The organism is Faecalibacterium sp. An192 (assembly GCF_002160175.1).
GTDB lineage: Bacteria > Bacillota > Clostridia > Oscillospirales > Ruminococcaceae > Faecalibacterium.
Genome location: NZ_NFKB01000025.1, coordinates 1 through 16,650, shown reverse-complemented (window position 1 = coordinate 16,650; position 16,650 = coordinate 1). Strand labels below are relative to the sequence as shown.

At 62.4% G+C, this 16,650-nt stretch carries 14 protein-coding genes; 5 read left to right on the top strand and 9 right to left on the bottom strand.

Features of this window, described 5'->3' with window-relative positions:
- Positions 1-70: 70 nt before the first annotated feature.
- The 3 genes from B5F27_RS08860 (at position 71) to B5F27_RS08850 (ending at position 4,600) form a co-directional block, all read left to right on the top strand.
- A complete protein-coding gene (locus B5F27_RS08860; protein ID WP_087366664.1) occupies positions 71-1,207 on the top strand; it encodes a putative glycoside hydrolase in 1,137 nt (378 codons plus the stop codon).
- A 45-nt stretch (positions 1,208-1,252) separates the two neighbouring features.
- Entirely contained in the window at positions 1,253-2,548 is a 1,296-nt protein-coding gene (locus tag B5F27_RS08855; protein ID WP_087366663.1) for a DUF1015 domain-containing protein, read from the top strand.
- Between the two features lie 126 nt (positions 2,549-2,674).
- Positions 2,675-4,600, top strand: a complete 1,926-nt coding sequence (locus tag B5F27_RS08850) for a DEAD/DEAH box helicase (protein ID WP_087366660.1) — start codon at positions 2,675-2,677, stop codon at positions 4,598-4,600.
- A 193-nt stretch (positions 4,601-4,793) separates the two neighbouring features.
- On the opposite strand, the gene B5F27_RS08845 is transcribed toward B5F27_RS08850, so the two are convergent.
- The 9 genes from B5F27_RS08845 to B5F27_RS08805 form a co-directional block, all read right to left on the bottom strand.
- The gene (locus B5F27_RS08845; RefSeq protein WP_087366657.1) at positions 4,794-5,198 is read right to left on the bottom strand and encodes a helix-turn-helix transcriptional regulator; all 405 of its coding nucleotides are present in this window, start codon (positions 5,196-5,198) and stop codon (positions 4,794-4,796) included.
- A 237-nt stretch (positions 5,199-5,435) separates the two neighbouring features.
- Positions 5,436-6,104 carry a phosphate signaling complex protein PhoU gene (phoU, locus tag B5F27_RS08840; RefSeq protein ID WP_087247956.1) on the bottom strand — a complete coding sequence of 223 codons (669 nt, stop codon included), beginning with the start codon at positions 6,102-6,104 and terminating at the stop codon, positions 5,436-5,438.
- Positions 6,105-6,130: 26 nt separating this feature from the next.
- On the bottom strand, positions 6,131-6,901 hold the full coding sequence (pstB, locus tag B5F27_RS08835; protein ID WP_087247954.1) for a phosphate ABC transporter ATP-binding protein PstB: 771 nt from the start codon (positions 6,899-6,901) through the stop codon (positions 6,131-6,133).
- Positions 6,902-6,920: 19 nt separating this feature from the next.
- Positions 6,921-7,748 carry a phosphate ABC transporter permease PstA gene (gene pstA / locus B5F27_RS08830; RefSeq protein ID WP_087366739.1) on the bottom strand — a complete coding sequence of 276 codons (828 nt, stop codon included), beginning with the start codon at positions 7,746-7,748 and terminating at the stop codon, positions 6,921-6,923.
- 31 nt (positions 7,749-7,779) lie between these two features.
- Positions 7,780-8,622 (bottom strand): phosphate ABC transporter permease subunit PstC, encoded by an 843-nt coding sequence (pstC, locus tag B5F27_RS08825; protein ID WP_087248010.1) that lies wholly within the window; start codon positions 8,620-8,622, stop codon positions 7,780-7,782.
- Positions 8,623-8,823: 201 nt separating this feature from the next.
- Positions 8,824-9,732: a phosphate ABC transporter substrate-binding protein gene (locus B5F27_RS08820; protein ID WP_087366654.1), complete on the bottom strand. Its 909-nt coding sequence runs from the start codon at positions 9,730-9,732 to the stop codon at positions 8,824-8,826.
- Positions 9,733-10,082: 350 nt separating this feature from the next.
- Entirely contained in the window at positions 10,083-11,210 is a 1,128-nt protein-coding gene (gene nagA / locus B5F27_RS08815) for an N-acetylglucosamine-6-phosphate deacetylase (protein WP_087247950.1), read from the bottom strand.
- A gap of 101 nt (positions 11,211-11,311) precedes the next feature.
- Positions 11,312-12,040 (bottom strand): glucosamine-6-phosphate deaminase, encoded by a 729-nt coding sequence (gene nagB, locus B5F27_RS08810; RefSeq protein WP_087247948.1) that lies wholly within the window; start codon positions 12,038-12,040, stop codon positions 11,312-11,314.
- A gap of 222 nt (positions 12,041-12,262) precedes the next feature.
- The gene (locus B5F27_RS08805) at positions 12,263-13,732 is read right to left on the bottom strand and encodes a PTS transporter subunit EIIC (protein ID WP_087366651.1); all 1,470 of its coding nucleotides are present in this window, start codon (positions 13,730-13,732) and stop codon (positions 12,263-12,265) included.
- A 554-nt stretch (positions 13,733-14,286) separates the two neighbouring features.
- On the opposite strand from B5F27_RS08805, the gene prmA reads away from it, so the two are divergent.
- Positions 14,287-15,201 carry a 50S ribosomal protein L11 methyltransferase gene (prmA, locus tag B5F27_RS08800; protein WP_087366648.1) on the top strand — a complete coding sequence of 305 codons (915 nt, stop codon included), beginning with the start codon at positions 14,287-14,289 and terminating at the stop codon, positions 15,199-15,201.
- A gap of 30 nt (positions 15,202-15,231) precedes the next feature.
- The gene (locus tag B5F27_RS08795) at positions 15,232-15,981 is read left to right on the top strand and encodes a 16S rRNA (uracil(1498)-N(3))-methyltransferase (RefSeq protein ID WP_087366645.1); all 750 of its coding nucleotides are present in this window, start codon (positions 15,232-15,234) and stop codon (positions 15,979-15,981) included.
- Positions 15,982-16,650: the final 669 nt, after the last annotated feature.

Sequence of the window (16,650 nt, the reverse complement as noted above, 5' to 3'; positions counted from 1 at the left end):
TTAGAACGATATTTCACGAACGGTGGCAGGAAAAATTGTTTCCCGCCTGTAAGGGAAAGGTGAAGGAACCATGCCGAAGAGAAGGCGGAACAAAAAAGTCAAGCGGTATCACCGCAGCTTTTACAGCCGGGGAATGAAGATCAAGAAGGCCCTGGGCATCCTTGTGCTGGCCGTGGTGGTGCTGGGTGTGGCCTGGCTGGCCGCGCCCTATGTGTTGGACTGGGCCACCCATACCTGGTACACGGTGGTGCGGGACAGAGACCTGCCGTCCTCCTCCGAGGCGGCGTCTTCGGAGGCCTCGTCGGCCGCATCGTCCGAGGCTGCGTCCTCCTCGTCCCAGGCGGCCAGCTCGGCGGCTTCCTCGGAAGCGGCGTCCTCCCGGCCCGAGCCGGTGGACGGCACCGCCATTCGGGATGGCAGCTGGGCCACCGTCAGCCTTTCGGCGCTGGGGGATGAGGCATCCATCCGGGCCACCGCCCAGACCCTGGCCAGCCAGGGCGTGACCTATGCCCTGGTACCCCTGAAAGATACCAACGGCTATATTTACTATGCGTCGGCGGTGCCGGCGGCCTCCGGCAGTGTGGCCGCCAGCGTGGTGGACCCTGCCCTCATCGCCTCCATCTTCAAGGAGGAGGGCCTGGTGCCGGTGGCCGGAGTGGCCGCCTTCCAGGACCCTGTGGCCAGCTACACCGACCGCTCCATGGCCATTCAGTACAGCGGCGACGGCAATTACCTCTGGCTGGATGCAGCCAATGCGGCCGCCGGCGGCAAGGCCTGGCTGAATCCCTATGGGGCTTCGGCCATCCAGTTTGTGGGAGATCTGGTGGAAGAACTGTACAACTGCGGCTTTGAACAGGTCTGCCTGTCGGCGGTGCAGTTCCCCCAGTCCACCTCCTCCAAACAGAGCTACGGCGAGACCGGCGGCGTGGGCCGCGACGGCCAGCTGGCGGCGGACATTGCCGCATGGGACGCCCGGTTTGCGGGGCGGGTCACCCTGTGGTACGAATACCCTGTGTCCAGCTGCACCGGCGTCAGCTCCACCCTGGGGGCTCTGCCCGCCCAGCTGGGGGTGAAGAATCTGGTCATCAGCCTGCCGGCCGGGGAAGCCCAGGACCCGGCCCAGCTGGCCCAGACCGTCGCCCAGATGAAAGAGCTGGGGGCTCAGTACGTTGTCGTGCGGGACAGCGAGACCGGGAGCTTTTATTGATCTGACCCACAGTTTGGGTCTTTTGTGAGAGGGAGGAACCGAATCATGGAAAAAACGTCCTGCTTTATGCCGGCCCATATCCTTCTGCCCGAGGCATCCGTGCCGCTGGGACAGTGGGGCTGCATTGCCTGTGACCAGTTTACCAGTGACCGGGACTATTGGGCCAGCGCCGAGGCGGCAGCCGCCGGCGGCCCCAGCACCCTGCGGATGATCCTGCCGGAGGTGTATCTGGGGGACAAGGACCAGCAGGCCCGGGTGGATGAAATCCACCGGACCATGGAAGAATACAGCCGCAGCGTCCTGACCCGGGCGGTGGACGGCTTTGTCTACGTAGAGCGGACCCTCCAGAGCGGCCGGGTCCGTCAGGGCCTGGTGGGCCGGGTGGACCTGGAGGCGTACAACTACCATCTGGGCAGCCTGTCCCTGATCCGGCCCAGTGAGCACACGGTGGAGGAGCGGATCCCGCCCCGGATGGCGGTCCGCCGCGGCGCCTGCCTGGAGACTCCCCATGTGATGATGCTGGCGGACGACCCCGATCAGCTGCTGATTGAGCCCATCGGCCGCCAGAAGGATCAGCTGCGCCCCCTGTACGAAGGGGAGCTGATGCTGGGCGGCGGCCCGGTGGCCGGCTGGGCGGTGGAGGACCCCGCCCTGATCCAGCAGATCGAGGAGGCCATGGCGGTTCTGAGCAGCCAGGAGACCTTCCTGGCCAAGTATCCTGCGGCCCCCAATGACCGCCCCCTGGCTCTGGCCGTCGGGGACGGCAACCACTCCCTGGCCACCGCCAAGGCCTATTGGGAGGAAATCAAAAAGACCCTGACCCCCCAGCAGCGGGAAAATCATCCGGCCCGCTGGTGTCTGGCAGAGGTCTGCAATGTGCGGTCGGACGCGGTGGAAATCGAGCCGATCCACCGGGTTCTGTTCAACACCAGCTATGAGACGGTGCTGCTGAACCTGGTTACATGGAGCGATGAAAATATGGCGGGGGTCCGCTTCGGGGAGAACTTTGAACAGAAGCTCCGCCTGACCGGCCCGCAGGACGAGTGCGCCCTCAGCTTCGAGAACCCCACCGCCCCTCTGGGGGTGGGCACGGTGGACGAATTCGTGGAGTATTTCCTCGAAAACCACCCCGAAGCCTGGGTGGACTATGTCCACGATGAGGCCGCCGTCCGTTCCTTCTGCGCGAAGGAGGGGGCTGTGGGCCTGCTGCTGCCGCCCATGAAGAAAGGGGATATCTTCCGCGGCGTGGTGCTGGGCGGCGTGCTGCCCCGCAAGACCTTCAGCATGGGTCACGCCGAAGAAAAGCGGTACTACATGGAGTGCCGCCGCATCACCGAATAAACCATCCGGCGGCCGGGCCCAGGGCCCGGGCCGGGATATCCCTGCCTGTGTCATGCCCGTACGCACTGTGCCGTCCGGGCATGACGGATTTTTCACCTGTTTTCCCACACGCAACCAAGGAGTAGAATGACATTTCAAGAACTGAATTTATCCAAACCCATCCTGCGGGCGGTCGCCCAGGCGGGCTATGAAAAGCCGTCTCCGATTCAGGCAAAGGCCATCCCGCCGGTGCTGAAAGGCCGGGATCTGATGGGCTGCGCCCAGACCGGCACCGGCAAGACGGCGGCTTTCGCCCTGCCCATGCTGGATCTGCTGTCGGCCCGGCCCGCCTCCAAACCGGGGTCCATCCGGGCCCTGATCCTGACCCCCACCCGGGAGCTGGCCCTCCAGATTGAGGAGAGCTTTGGCCAGTACGGCAAGTACCTGCCCCTCCGCCACACCGTGATTTTCGGCGGCGTGGGCCAGGCGCCCCAGGTGGAACAGCTCAAGAAAGGGGTGGACATTCTGGTGGCCTGCCCCGGCCGGCTCAACGATTTGATCGGTCAGGGGCATGTGGACCTGTCCGGGGTGGAGATTTTCGTCCTGGACGAGGCGGACCGGATGCTGGACATGGGCTTTGTCCACGACGTGAAAAAGGTCATCGCCAAGCTGCCGGCCCGGCGTCAGAACCTGATGTTCAGCGCCACCATGCCCACCGAAATTGAGCAGCTGGCCGCCACCATCCTGCGGGACCCCGCCTTTGTAAAGGTGGACCCGGTGTCCAGCACGGTGGACCGCATCCAGCAGAGCCTGTATTTTGTCTCCAAGGCGGACAAGCGCCGGCTGCTGCCCTGGCTGATTCAGAATCTGGAGCCCCCTGTCCGCAATGCGCTGGTGTTCAGCCGCACCAAACACGGGGCCGACCGCATCGCCCGGGACCTGACCAAGCAGGGAATCACCGCGGCGGCCATCCACGGCAACAAGAGCCAGAGCGCCCGCGTGGCGGCCCTGGAGGGCTTCAAGGCGGGCCGGACCAAGGTCCTGGTGGCCACCGACATCGCCGCCCGGGGCATCGACATCAGCGAATTGTCCCATGTGTTCAACTATGACCTGCCTGAGGTGCCGGAAACCTATGTGCACCGCATCGGGCGGACGGCCCGGGCCGGGGCGGACGGTACCGCCGTCAGCTTCTGCGCTCCCGAGGAGCGGGAGTACCTGGCGGGCATCGAAAAGCTGAACCGCAAGAAAATCCCGGTGGTGAGCGGACATCCCTGGGACAGTCCTCAGCCCCAGGAACCCCAGAAGGAACCCAAGGCGGCGCAGCCTGCCCGGCCGTTGAAGGTGCGGCAGGTGCAGCCCCTCAAGATAGAGAAAGAGGAGACCATCATGGACGAAACCAAAAAGACCGCTCCCCGCGCCAGCGAAGGCGGGGAGAAGCGTTCCCGTTCCCGGCGCGGCCGGCGGGACGGCGGCCGCGGCAAGCAGCCCGCCCAGGGCGGCCAGAATCCGCAGCAGCAGCCGAAATTTGACCCTCACTTCCTGACCGGCGCCGAGACGGCGGTTCTGCCGGCCAAGACGGTGGCGGGCTCGGGGGAGAAGCCCCGCACCGCCATCCAGCCCCAGAACCCCAATGGCCGCAGCGGCAAGGGCAACGCCCAGAACGCCCGGCCCCAGCGGGAAAAGCAGGCCGAGGGCCGCAAGGAGGACAAGGAGAGCCGTTCCGCCCGGAACGCATCCAAGGGCAATGAGGCACGCAGCGCCGAGCAGCGGCCCGCCCGCGGGGAGAAGGAGAACCGCCCCGCCGCCCAGCCCAAGGCATCCGCCCCCAAGAACGCCCCCGCCGACCACGGCGCAGGCCGCAGCCAGAACAGCCGGAACAATTCCGGCCGGGCCCAGGCTTCCAGCCAGCCCAAGGGCCGCGGCAGCCGCAGCCACGAGAGCCGCAGCGACGACCCCGGCCTGGTGCTCATCAGCCGCCGGCCGCCCCAGCAGAAGTTCTCCAGCTTTGAGGAGTATATGGAGGCTCACGGCGGCGCCACGGCGCCCATCGAGGACCACAGCCAGGATTACTGAGAATAGAAAAAGCGCCCCCGCTCTGTTTGGACAGAGGGGGGCAGCGTGAGGATTCGAGGCAGATTGCGCGGAGGCTCCAGGCCGCCGCGGGTCTGCCTTGAATTTTGCTTTCCTGCACAAAAAGACCGGCATCCTTCGGGCAGAACGCCCAAGGGGTGCCGGTTTTTGCAGGGGAAGGGGAAAGGCGCGAACCTTATTTTCGGTCCGCGAAAGAGGAGCGGGTCAGGCGGCTCATCCGGTATTCCCGGGGGCTCTGGCCATAGTGGGCCCGGAAAAGGCGGTAGAAATAGCTGGTGTTTTCATACCCGACCTGGGCAATGATCTGCTGAATGGTCATGTCGCTGCGGCGCAGCATCCGGGCCGCCGTTTCCAGACGGTGCTTCTGTAGCAGTTCTTTGTAGGTTTTGCCGGTCTCGGCCCGGACACATTCGCTGACGTAGGCCAGCGAAACCTCATAAGTACGCGCCACATTCGAGAGGTTGGCCTCCCGATAGTTGTTGACGATTTCATCGAGGGCGGCGCGGACCAGCGCCTCTTTGTTCACCGTACCGCTCCGGCCGGGGCCTGTACGCAGGTCCTTCGCTTGTAGTTCAGTCATAGTTTCCTCCGATCGATGCAGAGCCTGGAGCTCTTTCGTTCACTCCAAATACGAAATAAGGACGAGCTTTATTGCAAAATTGCACGTATGGAAGAACTTTTACATCTTGGCAACAGGCAGGAAACAGATTGCTCATAATCTGTACAAAAATAAGGTCCTTTAGCCCTTCGAAGCGCAAAAAACGGCCCGCCGCATGCACGGCAGGCCGCCGGACCAGAGGGCCCGTTTTGAAAAAGATCAGAAGAGGTTCTCATTTTTGTACAGGCCGGTGCGGGTGAACTGGACCCATTCGGCCACGTTGACGGCGTGGTCGGCGATCCGCTCCAGGTACTTGATGACCATCAGCAGATCCAGGGCGGCGTCCACCTGGCCGGGATTGGCCGCAATCTCCTCGGCCAGGGTCCGCTTGACGGCGTTGAAGTCATAGTCCACCTCGTCGTCGTCGGCAATCACCTTCTGGGCCGCGTTCATGTCCTCGGCCTGGAAGGCAGCCAGGGCGTCCACCACCATCTTGTGGGCCTTCTGGCCCATCCGGATGGCGTCGCTGACGGCGGGGTCGCCGGCCTTGCGGGAGGTGAACAAGTGGGGCATGATCTCGGCGATGTCCGCAGCGTGATCGCCGATCCGCTCCAGGTCGGTGATGACCTTCATGGCGGCGGAGATCCGGCGCAGGTCCCCGGCCACCGGCTGCTGGCGGAGCAGCAGCACCATGCAGCGGTGCTCAATGTCGTGCTCCATCTCGTTGATCTGGCTGTCGTCCCGGATGATCTGGGCGGCGGCTTCGGCGTCGGTGGAGGCCAGAGCTTCCATGGCGTTTTCCACCGCGTCGGCGCAGGCCTGGCCCATCTCGGCCAGAGCCTGGTTCAGCTCGGTCAGCGCCTCATCATACTGCTTGCGAATGCTCATAGGTTTTCTCCTCTCTCATCAACCCATTAGCCGAACCGGCCAGAGATATAATCCTCGGTCCGCTTGTCTGCGGGGGTGCTGAAGATCTCGCTGGTGGGGCCCACCTCCACCAGTTCGCCCAGCAGGAAGAAGGCGGTGCGGTCGCTGATACGGGCGGCCTGCTGCATGTTGTGGGTGACGATGACCACGGTGTAGTTCTTCTTCAGCTCGCTCATCAGCTCTTCCACCTTCATGGTGGAGCCGGGGTCCAGGGCGCTGGTGGGCTCATCCATCAGCAGGACCTCGGGCTTGACGGCCAGGGCGCGGGCAATGCACAGACGCTGCTGCTGGCCGCCCGACAGGCCCAGAGCGCTCTTTTTCAGGCGGTCCTTCACCTCGTCCCACAGAGCGGCGCCCCGCAGGCTGCTCTCCACGATTTCGTCCAGCTCTTCCTTTTTGCGCACGCCGTGGAGCTTGGGACCATAGGTGATGTTGTCGTAGATGCTCATGGGGAAGGGGTTGGCCTTCTGGAAGACCATGCCCACGCGGCGGCGCAGGGTGGTGAGGACCATGTTGGGTCCAAAGATGTCCTCACCACGCAGGGTGACGTCGCCCTCGATGCGGATGCCCGGCACCAGGTCGTTCATCCGGTTCAGCGTTTTCAGAAAGGTGGACTTGCCGCAGCCCGAGGGTCCGATCAGAGCGGTGATTTCCCGCTCGCCCACGTCCAGAGAGATGGACTTGAGGGCCTTGAAGTCACCGTACCAGAGGTTCAGGTTCTTCGCCGAAATAACAGGGGTGGTGTTTTGCGTTTCCATATCGTTTTACCTCATTCAATCAGCCCTTTTGGCGGAGATGCTTCTTGGCCAGGCGGGCGGCAATGTTGATGACCAGAACCAGAATCAGCAGGACGGCGCCGATGCCCCAGGCGGAGTCGAAGTCGCCGTTTTCAAAGGCCCGCAGATACAGCAGAACCGACAGGGTCGCGCCGTTGGAGGTGTAGGCCTCGATGATGTTGCCGACGATGACCTGGGCTGCGCCGGCGGTGAACAGCAGGGCCGCGCTCTCGCCCACGATACGGCCGATGGCCAGGATGCAGCCGGTGACAATGCCGTCGATGCTGCAGGGCAGCACGATGGTGCGGATGATGTGCCATTTGCCGGCGCCCAGGCCCAGAGCGCCCTCGCGGTAGCCCATGGGAACGGTCTTGAGGGACTCCTGGGTGGTGCGGATGATGGTGGGCAGGGTCATGATGACCAGGGTCAGGCTGCCCGACAGCAGGCTGGTCTGGAAGCCCAGGGTCTGGGCAAAGACCAGCATGCCCACCAGGCCGTAGATGATGCTGGGGATGCCGGCCAGGGTCTCGTTGGTGAACTCAATCATCGAGATCAGGCGGCGGTTGGTGGCGTACTCGGTCAGATAGACGGCGGCGCCCACGCCCAGGGGCAGGACGATAATCAGGGTCAAAAGAATGATGTACAGGGTGTTCAGGATGGCGGGCAGGATGCCGTTGGTGCCCCGCAGGATGCTGGAGGTGGTGGTCAGGAAGGTCCAGCTGACGTGGGGCAGACCCCGCACCAGAACCATGCCGATGATGCCCACCACCAGCGCAATCACCAGGACGGCGGCAATCCATACCGCGCAGGTGAAGAACTGGTTCCACAGGCGGCGGGAGGGAGAAAAATCAGCGTAGCGATTACTTTTCACCGTTGCGGCCTCCTTTCAGGAAGAAGTTGAGGACCAGGTTGATGGCCATGATGAACAGGAACAGGATCAGGCCGATGCTGAACAGTGCCTGACGCTGCAGGCCGCTGGCATAGCTCATTTCCTTGGCAATGGCGGTGGTCAGGAAGGTGACGCTCTTGAACAGACCGGGCATGTTGGGGCTGTTGCCGGCCACCATCATGACGGCCATGGCCTCGCCCACGGCGCGGCCGATGCCCAGAACGATGCCGGCGGCAATGCCGCTCTTGGCGGCCGGGACGCTGACCTTGAACCAGGTCTCCGCCTCGGTGGCGCCCAGAGCCAGGCTGCCCTCCTCGTACTCCCGGGGGACGGCGTTGAGGGCCGTCACCGACACCGAGACAATGCTGGGCAGAATCATGATGGACAGCACCAGGATGGCGGTCAGGAGGCAGGCGCCGGAGGCCCGGCCAAAGGCCGCGGCCACGGCGGGGACCAGCAGCTGCATGCCCAGCAGGCCGAAGATAACGCTGGGAATGCCGGACAGCAGCTCAATGGCCGAGGTGGCTGCCGTGCGCAGCTTGGGCGTGGCGGCCTTGGAGAGGAAAACGGCGGTGAGCAGGCCGATGGGGATGCCGATGAGGATGGCGCCCAGGGTGCCATACACGCTGGACAGGATGAAGGGCAGGATGCCGAAGGAAGGCTCGGCGGCGGTCGAGGCCCATTTCTGGCCGAAGAGGAATTCCACAACGCCGATCTGGCCGATGGCCGGCAGACCCGAGATCACCATGTACACGGTAATCAGGGCCACGCAGCCGATGGCCAGAATGCCGCACAGGAAGAAGATGACGTTCATCACCAGCTCCAGCCATTCGGCTGCATTGTGGGGCTTGTTGAATTTTTTCCGGACGACGGCGCCGGAAGCGGAGTCTTGCTGTTTCATAGTAACCCCCATGGTATCAGGATGCAAAACGGCGGCCTACTCCCAAAAACCGCCTGGGACCGCATGGACCCAGGCGGAGCATCTCAGGATTTAAGACCCGGGCTTTGGTTGGGCTTAGCCCTGGGCGTCAACCAGGGGCACAGCGCCGGCCAGACGGATCAGCTCAGCAGCATCCTCGCTGGTAGCGAACTCGATGAAGGCCTTGACAGCGTCGGACTGCTCCACAGAGTCGTTGGTGATGAAGTTGAAGGGACGCTGGACCTCATAAGTACCATCCAGAACGGTGGCCTCGCTGCACTCAACGCCGCCGACGGTCAGGGTCTTGACGGTGTCGCCCACAGCGGACAGGGAAGCGTAGCCGATGGCCAGAGGGTTGGAAGCCACAGCGGAGATGACAGCGCCGGTAGCGGTCAGCTCCTGATCGTACTGGCAGGCATCCTCCACGCCCACGATGCTCTCGAAGCCGTCGCGGGTGCCGGAACCAGCCTCACGGCCGATGACAACGATCTCGCCGTCCTCGCCGCCAACCTCGGACCAGTTGGTGATTTCCTTGGTGAAGATCTGAGCCAGCTGATCCACGGTCAGGTCGGACACAGCGCTCTCGTTGTTGACCACGATGGCGATGCCGTCCAGGGCGACGGTGGTGGCGGTGACGCCGGTCTCATCGTCGTGCAGGCCGCGGGAAGCCAGGCCGATGTCCAGGGTCTGCTCCACAGCACCGGTGATGCCGGCGCCCGAACCGGTGGGATCGTAGCTGATGGTGACGTTGGGAGCGACCTCGGCGAAGCCCTCGGTCAGAGCCTCGATGACGCTGTTCATCGAGGTGGAACCGCCGGTGGCGATCTTGCCGGACAGGCTGCTCAGATCACCGGCAGCGGCGGAAGAAGCAGTGGAAGAAGCGGTGGAAGACACAGCAGACGAAGCAGCGGTGGAGCTGGAAGAGCTGCCGCAGGCGGTCAGAACGCCGGCCACAGCCGCAGCGCCGCAAACGGCCAGGAAGGAACGACGATTGATCTTTTTCATAGGAATTTTCCTCCAAAATCACAGCACCGGGAATGTGTCGGCCCGGCGATCTTTTTCTTTTTGCTTTCCTCTCGGAACGACCCTATTGTACAACCAAACCGCCCCGGCTGCGACCATGACCAGGGAAAATTCGCGTAAAGTTTTGGGCAGTAGTTTTGCCGAAACGAAAAGAAAATGTAAAATCGGGGCCAAAAGAATAGCCCTAAATTTTACATTTCCCGTGAAAGTGGAGAAAATCGGGCCTTTTGCCCCGACAAAAAGACGAAACGCCCCCGCGGCACAAAACAAAATCCCGGCGAACGCTGCCGTTCGCCGGGATGGGTTCAGGGTTTTGCGGGGGCGGAGTGGGATCAGACGATCCGGACGCCCTTCTGGATGACGGACTGGATGTTCAGAGCCTTGTCCGCCAGAATGATGTTGCCGTAGCGGCCGGGAGCCAGAGAACCATAGTCGGCCTCCAGACCGATGCTCTTGGCGGGGTTCTCGGAGGCGGCGCGGACGGCGCTCTCCAGAGGCACGCCCATATCCAGGACGGCCCGCTTCATGCAGTCATACAGACAGGTGGCGCTGCCGGCGATGACGCCGGGGTTCTCGGTCAGGGTAGCCCGGGGACCGGTGACGGTGACCGCCTGGCCGCCCAGGCTGTACTGGCCGTCGGGCAGGCCGCAGGCCATCATGCTGTCGGCAATCAAGATCACCCGGTCATCTCCAAAGGTGTTGAAGGTGAACCGGACCATGGCGGGATGAATGTGGATGTTGTCGGTGATGAGCTCCACCTCGGCATGCTTTTCCAGGGCCGCAATGATGGGGCCGGGCTCCCGGTGGGAGATGCCAGGCATGGCGTTGTAGAGGTGGGTCATGTGGCTGGCGCCGGCGTCAAAGGCCTGGATGGCGGTGGCGTAATCGGTGCAGGTGTGGGCAATGGAAATCCGCACCTCGTCCTTGCACTGGGCGATGAAGTCCAGCGCGCCCTCCACCTCGGGGGCGATGTCCACCAGCTTGATGAGGCCGCCCGACCGCTTCTGCAGGCGGCGGAACATCCCTACATCGGGGCCGTGGAGATAAGCGGGGTTCTGGGCGCCCAGCTTCTGGGGGCTGATGAAGGGGCCCTCCATGTTGATGCCCACCAGGTCGGCGCCGCGGCCGTTCTTGTGGGCGGCGGCAGCGTCCATGACGCCGTTCAGAATCTCTTCGGAATAGGTCATGGTGGCGGGGCAGATGGCCAGGATGCCGCGGCTGGCCTCGAAATCGGCCAGGGCCTGGATGGCCTCCTCGCTGGCGTCACAGAAATCGTGGCCCATGGCGCCGTGGAAGTGGAGGTCCAGCAGGCCGGGCAGGGCGTACAGCCCGCCGGCGTCGATGACCTCCTCCCCGGGCTGGGGGGTCAGATCGGTGACGATGCGGCCGTCACGGACGGCCAGGTCCCCGGGAACAAAGGTGTGCTCGGGGGTATAGATGAGAGCGTTTTTCAGGATCATGGGGAAATACCTCCTGCCGCTCCCGTGGGCCGGCTTGTCCCTGTAGAACCGCCTGGGCCGGGGAGCGAATCAATCCGCCGCAAAACGGCGGTGCAGTGGGATCAGACCAGGCTCAGAGCCTCCTCGTCGCCCACCAGGATGAAGTCGGGGTGCATCTGCAGGATGGAAGCCGGGACCTCGGGGGTGACCGGGCCGAAGAAAGCCTTCTTGATGATCTCGGCCTTGTTGGCGCCGTTGGCCACCATCAGGACCTTGCGGGCCTGCATGATGGTCTTGATGCCCATGGTGTAGGCCTGGCGGGGAACCAGTGCCTCGTTGCCGTCAAAGAAGCGCTTGTTGGCCTCGATGGTGCTCTCGGTCAGGTCCACGCAGTGGGTGCCCAGCTCGAAGGCCTCGCCCGGCTCGTTGAAGCCGATGTGACCGTCGATGCCGATGCCCAGCAGCTGCAGGTCGATGCCGCCCACGTCGCGGATGATCTGGTCATACTCGCGGCAGGCTGCCTCGGCGTCGGGGTTGGAGCCGTCCGGCACATGGATGTGGTCGGGACGGACGTTCACATGCTCGAACAGGTTCTTCTGCATGAAGTACCAGTAGCTCTGCTCATGGGTGCGGGGCAGGCCGCGGTACTCGTCCAGGTTGACGGTGGTGACCTCGGAGAAGTCCAGGTCGCCCTTGTTGTACCAGTCGATCAGCTGGGCGTAGGTACCCACGGGGGTGCCGCCGGTGGCCAGGCCCAGCACGCAGGCCGGCTTCATGATGACCTGGGCCGAGATGATGTTGGCGGCCTTGCGGGACATGTCTTTGTAATCCTTTGCGCGAATGATCTTCATAGGGATAAACCTCCGTTTCAGGGTGTGTTCCTGCTCACGTTTTGGATAATTCCATTATAACACATCTGTATGGACAGACTGTGACAAAAAGGAGCCGCCGAAAGCAGGGCTGTTCGGCCCGCCCTCGGCGGCTATGAAAGGGGAGACGGGGCAACCAGTCCCCGCCGGTTTACATGGGAATAGGATGAGTGGGACGGCGATGGCTCAGAGAGCCGGCCGCTCTCAGAGCATCTTCTTCAGCTCATCGTAAACGAACTGCACCTTGGGTCCGATGATGACCTGGCAGGCATTCTTGCTGGGACGGACAACGCCGGCAGCACCTGCATTCTTAACGGCCTTTTCATCAACGGCGGTGTAGTCGTTGATCTCGAAACGCAGACGGGTTGCGCAGTACTCAACATTCTTGATGTTGCCCTTGCCGCCCACAGCTGCCAGGACGCCCGCAGCGACCTGGGTGTAGTTGTTGTTGGCCAGCACAACCTTCTTCTCTGCGTCGGTGTTCTCATCCTCGTCCTCACGGCCCGGGGTCTTGAAATCAAAGGTCTTGATCAGGACGTAGAAGACCACGAAGAACAGAACGGCAGCCAGCAGGCCCAGAGGCAGGATCATCCAGGTCTTTTCAGCAGCGGGCAGCGAAGCGGAGAAGACCAGGTCCGTTGCACCAGCCGAGAAGGAGAAGCCTGCGCGGAAGCCGCTGAAGTAGGTGATGACGGTCATGACGCCGTACAGCAGGGCGTACACGACGTACAGGGGGAATGCCACGAACATGAAGGAGAACTCGAAGGGCTCGGTAACGCCGCAGACGAAAGCACAGACTGCAGTGGAGATCAGCAGGCCGGCAGCAGCCTTCTTGTTCTTTGCGGTGGCGATCATGGCGGCAGCAGCAGCCGGGACACCGAACATCATGCAGGGGAAGAAGCCGGACATGTACATGCCCAGGCTCCAGCCGACGTCAGCGCTGGTCTTGCCTGCCCAGAAGTTGGTCAGGTCGCCCAGGCCGATGGTCTCAAACCAGAACACGTTGTTCAGAGCGTGGTGCATGCCGATGGGGATCAGCAGACGGTTCAGGAAAGCGTAGATGCCGGCGCCCCAGGGGCCCAGACCGACGATGGCGTCGCCCACGGCAACCAGACCGCCGAAGACCAGAGGCCAGACGAACAGCAGGACCACCGAGGCCAGAATCGAGACCACGGCAGCGGCCATGGCGACGAAGCGCTTGCCGCTGAAGAAGGCCAGGAAGTCGGGCAGCTGCATGGTCTTAAAGCGGTTGTAGGACCAGGCACCGATCAGGCCGCACAGAATGCCGATGAAGGGGTTGGAGATCTTGCTGAAAGCGATGTACTGGGTGGAACCTTCCACGATGCTGGGCATGATGGTGGTGACCACGCCGACGCTCAGCAGCTGCTGGACCATCAGCCAGGAGGCCAGGCCAGCCAGAGCGGGGGTGCCGTCCGGCTCATCGGCCATGCCGACTGCAACGCCGATGACGAACAGGATTTGCATATTGTCGATCAGAGCGCCGCCGGCCTTCACCAGCAGGAAGCCGATGATCTGAGCCAGACCCTCGACCGAGCCGCCCTGCATGGTAGACGGACACAGCGCATAGCCGATACCCATCAGCAGACCGCAGATGGGCAGCACTGCGACGGGCAGCATCAGAGACTTGCCCAGTTTTTGCAGGTATTTCATCATAAGTGATATCCTCCCTTGTGCGCGAGGCGGTAACCGCCGCCTCCATGAAAAATAAAGGGCGTGCAAACACGCTTCTGGTTGCCAACGTGTTCACACTTGTGTAACAACATTGTAGCACATTTGTCAAAGAAAAGCTATAGATTTTCTGGAAAATGAAAAAAATTTTGGACGAATTGCATGAATATCGGAAAAAATACAGCCGGTTTTATTTTCGCGGGAAAAGGATTGACGAAGGTATGAAAAATATTCAGCTTCGAGCGAATAAAGATGCACCAAACTGAATAGGCGCGGTTTGGGGGTGACCGGACGAAGGGGGTTGTGGTATAATAATCGTATATGATTATTGAACCCGACGGTGCCTGCTGGGTGCGGATGGGCTTTGGGCTGCGTTGACGGACGGGACAAGCGGACCCGGACGCACGGGGGCGGAGCGCCGCCCGCCGGCGGGCCGGAACAAAACAGGAAAGAAGGGACCCCGGCTGTTCCGGCCGGCGGCATTCACCTTATCATATTACAGGACAAAACCAGATTATGTTTGACAGGAGGCATATACAATGGAATGGACGGACATCCGAGTGACGGTAGCCCAGAAGGACGCCGAGCTGGCCGAAGCGGCTGCAACCATGATCGCCGAGGGCGGCATCTACATTGAGGACTACGGCGACATTGAGGAGCAGGTGGCGGAGATCGCCCATGTGGACCTCATCGAGCCCGAGCTGCTGGAAAAGCCCCGGGACGTGGTGATTATCCATATTTATCTGGAACCGGGCGCCCAGCCTGCCGAGACCCTGGCGGCCATCGAGGCCCGGATGGAGGCCGCCGGCATTGCCTACACGGTGGAAACCGAAGGGGTAGAGCAGGAGGACTGGCAGAACGGCTGGCGGAAGTACTATCATCCGCTGGAGATTGGCCGGCGCCTGGCGGTGGTGCCCTCCTGGCAGGAGTACGACACCGACCGGGTCAAGCTGCTGCTGGACCCGGGCCTGGCCTTCGGTACCGGCGGCCATGAGACCACCGGCCTCTGCATGGAGGCGCTGGACGAGCTGGTCCAGGGCGGCGAGCGGATGCTGGATATCGGCACCGGCAGCGGCATTCTGGCCATTGCGGCCCTCAAGCTGGGGGCAGCCAGCGCCGAAGGCGTGGACATTGACCCGGTGGCGGTCCGCACCGCCGTGGAAAACGCCGCCCTCAACGGGGTGGAGAGCCAGTTCCGCGGACTGGTGGGCGACCTGTCCGATCAGGCCAGCGGCACCTATCAGATTGTCGCCGCCAACATCGTGGCCAATGCCATCATCTCTCTGTCCCCGGCGGTGCCGGGACTGCTGGCCGACGGCGGGCATTTCATTGCCAGCGGAATCATTGACACCCGCGCCGACGAGGTGGAGGCAGCTTTGAAGGCTGCCGGCCTGGCAGTGAAGGAGCGCAAAGAAAAGCGCGGCTGGGTCTGCTTTATCTGCACCGCCGCCTGAACCTACCAATCAACAGGAGAAGAAACCAAGATGCCGCACCGTTATTTTACCACCGATGTCTGGCCCGCCGAGGGCCGGGCCTTTCTGCGGGGAGCCGACGCCCATCACCTGGCCCGGGTCATGCGGGCCAGGGCAGGGGATCAGGTGATCCTCTGCGACGGCAACGCCGTGGAGTATACCGCCACCATCACCGGCTTTGGGGAGGACGAAGTGGAGTTCTCCATCCAGGAGGGGTATCCCTCGGCGGCGGAGCCCACCGTGGAAGTGACCCTGCTGGCGGGCTATCCCAAGCAGGACAAGCTGGAGCAGATCATCCGCCACGGCGTTGAGCTGGGATGCAGCCACATCATTCCCTTTTTCAGCCGTTACTGCGTGGCGGCCCCCAAAAAGGAGGACCAGAAGAACGTCCGTTACAACCGCATCGCCTATGAGGCGGCCAAGCAGTGCGGCCGGGGCATTCTGCCCGACGTAGGGATGCCGCTGCTCAATTTCGGAGCAGTCTGCCGCACCTTTGACCAGTACGACCTGGTGCTGTTCTGTTATGAATGCGGCGGCGCGCCCCTGCGCCAGCTGCTGGCCGACACGCCGGCCCCTGAGGGACGGCCGCTGCGCATTGCCATCGTTACCGGCGCCGAAGGCGGCTTTGCCGCCGAAGAAGCCGAGGCCGCCTCGGCCGCCGGCGCGAAAACAGTGGGCCTGGGTCCCCGCATTCTCCGCTGTGAGACCGCGCCCCTGGCCGTCTTGGCCTCGGTCATGACCCTCACCCAAAACCTCGAATAACCCTACTTTTCTGGAAGAAAAGTAGGCAAAAGACTTTCATCTGGTACCGCTGACTGCTGTGGTCCTCACAAGGCCCTGCCGGCGGCGAGGTTTCAGCCGCTTTATGAGGCTCCCGGGCTGCGCCCCGGTACGATGCAAGGCTCAAGCAGAACCTGATTTTCTCTTTTTGAGAAAAAGTAGGCAAAAAGCTTTTCACCTGGTACCGCTGACTGCTGTGGTCCTTACAAGGCCCTGCCGGCGGCGAGGTTTCAGCCGCTTTATGAGGTTCCCGGGCTGCGCCCCGGTGAGTCCAAGGTTTTGCGAGGCCGAATCTATAGTTTGTTTTGGTGTGCTGCTTTCCGGTAGATAGGAAAGCTCTATAAAATACAAAAATCTCCGCTTCTGCTTACCGCAGGGGCGGGGATTTTTTGTTTTAAAGTGTGGTTTTGGCCGTTTTTCTGCCGTTCAGGATCATATTGCTCTTTGCAAATTTGCCGCCGCAGATTTTTGAATCAGAGGACCAGAACCCGGGAAATTTCCTCCTCCTCTCCCACCTCAAAACGGCTTGTATCCAAGATGGACCTTCCCAAACTATATAAAATTAAGCAAAAATGGGAAAATTTGAAATCGGGTCTTGACACCGGGGGGGGTATGGTATTATAGGCACACAAAGGAAAGGACCTTCCTTTG

Coding starts and splice junctions, on each gene's coding strand:
- B5F27_RS08860 (WP_087366664.1), top strand. CDS start 71: ATGCCGAAGAGAAGGCGGAACAAAAAAGTCAAGCGGTATCACCGCAGC.
- B5F27_RS08855 (WP_087366663.1), top strand. CDS start 1,253: ATGGAAAAAACGTCCTGCTTTATGCCGGCCCATATCCTTCTGCCCGAG.
- B5F27_RS08850 (WP_087366660.1), top strand. CDS start 2,675: ATGACATTTCAAGAACTGAATTTATCCAAACCCATCCTGCGGGCGGTC.
- B5F27_RS08845 (WP_087366657.1), bottom strand. CDS start 5,198: ATGACTGAACTACAAGCGAAGGACCTGCGTACAGGCCCCGGCCGGAGC.
- phoU (WP_087247956.1), bottom strand. CDS start 6,104: ATGAGCATTCGCAAGCAGTATGATGAGGCGCTGACCGAGCTGAACCAG.
- pstB (WP_087247954.1), bottom strand. CDS start 6,901: ATGGAAACGCAAAACACCACCCCTGTTATTTCGGCGAAGAACCTGAAC.
- pstC (WP_087248010.1), bottom strand. CDS start 8,622: ATGAACGTCATCTTCTTCCTGTGCGGCATTCTGGCCATCGGCTGCGTG.
- B5F27_RS08820 (WP_087366654.1), bottom strand. CDS start 9,732: ATGAAAAAGATCAATCGTCGTTCCTTCCTGGCCGTTTGCGGCGCTGCG.
- nagA (WP_087247950.1), bottom strand. CDS start 11,210: ATGATCCTGAAAAACGCTCTCATCTATACCCCCGAGCACACCTTTGTT.
- nagB (WP_087247948.1), bottom strand. CDS start 12,040: ATGAAGATCATTCGCGCAAAGGATTACAAAGACATGTCCCGCAAGGCC.
- B5F27_RS08805 (WP_087366651.1), bottom strand. CDS start 13,732: ATGATGAAATACCTGCAAAAACTGGGCAAGTCTCTGATGCTGCCCGTC.
- prmA (WP_087366648.1), top strand. CDS start 14,287: ATGGAATGGACGGACATCCGAGTGACGGTAGCCCAGAAGGACGCCGAG.
- B5F27_RS08795 (WP_087366645.1), top strand. CDS start 15,232: ATGCCGCACCGTTATTTTACCACCGATGTCTGGCCCGCCGAGGGCCGG.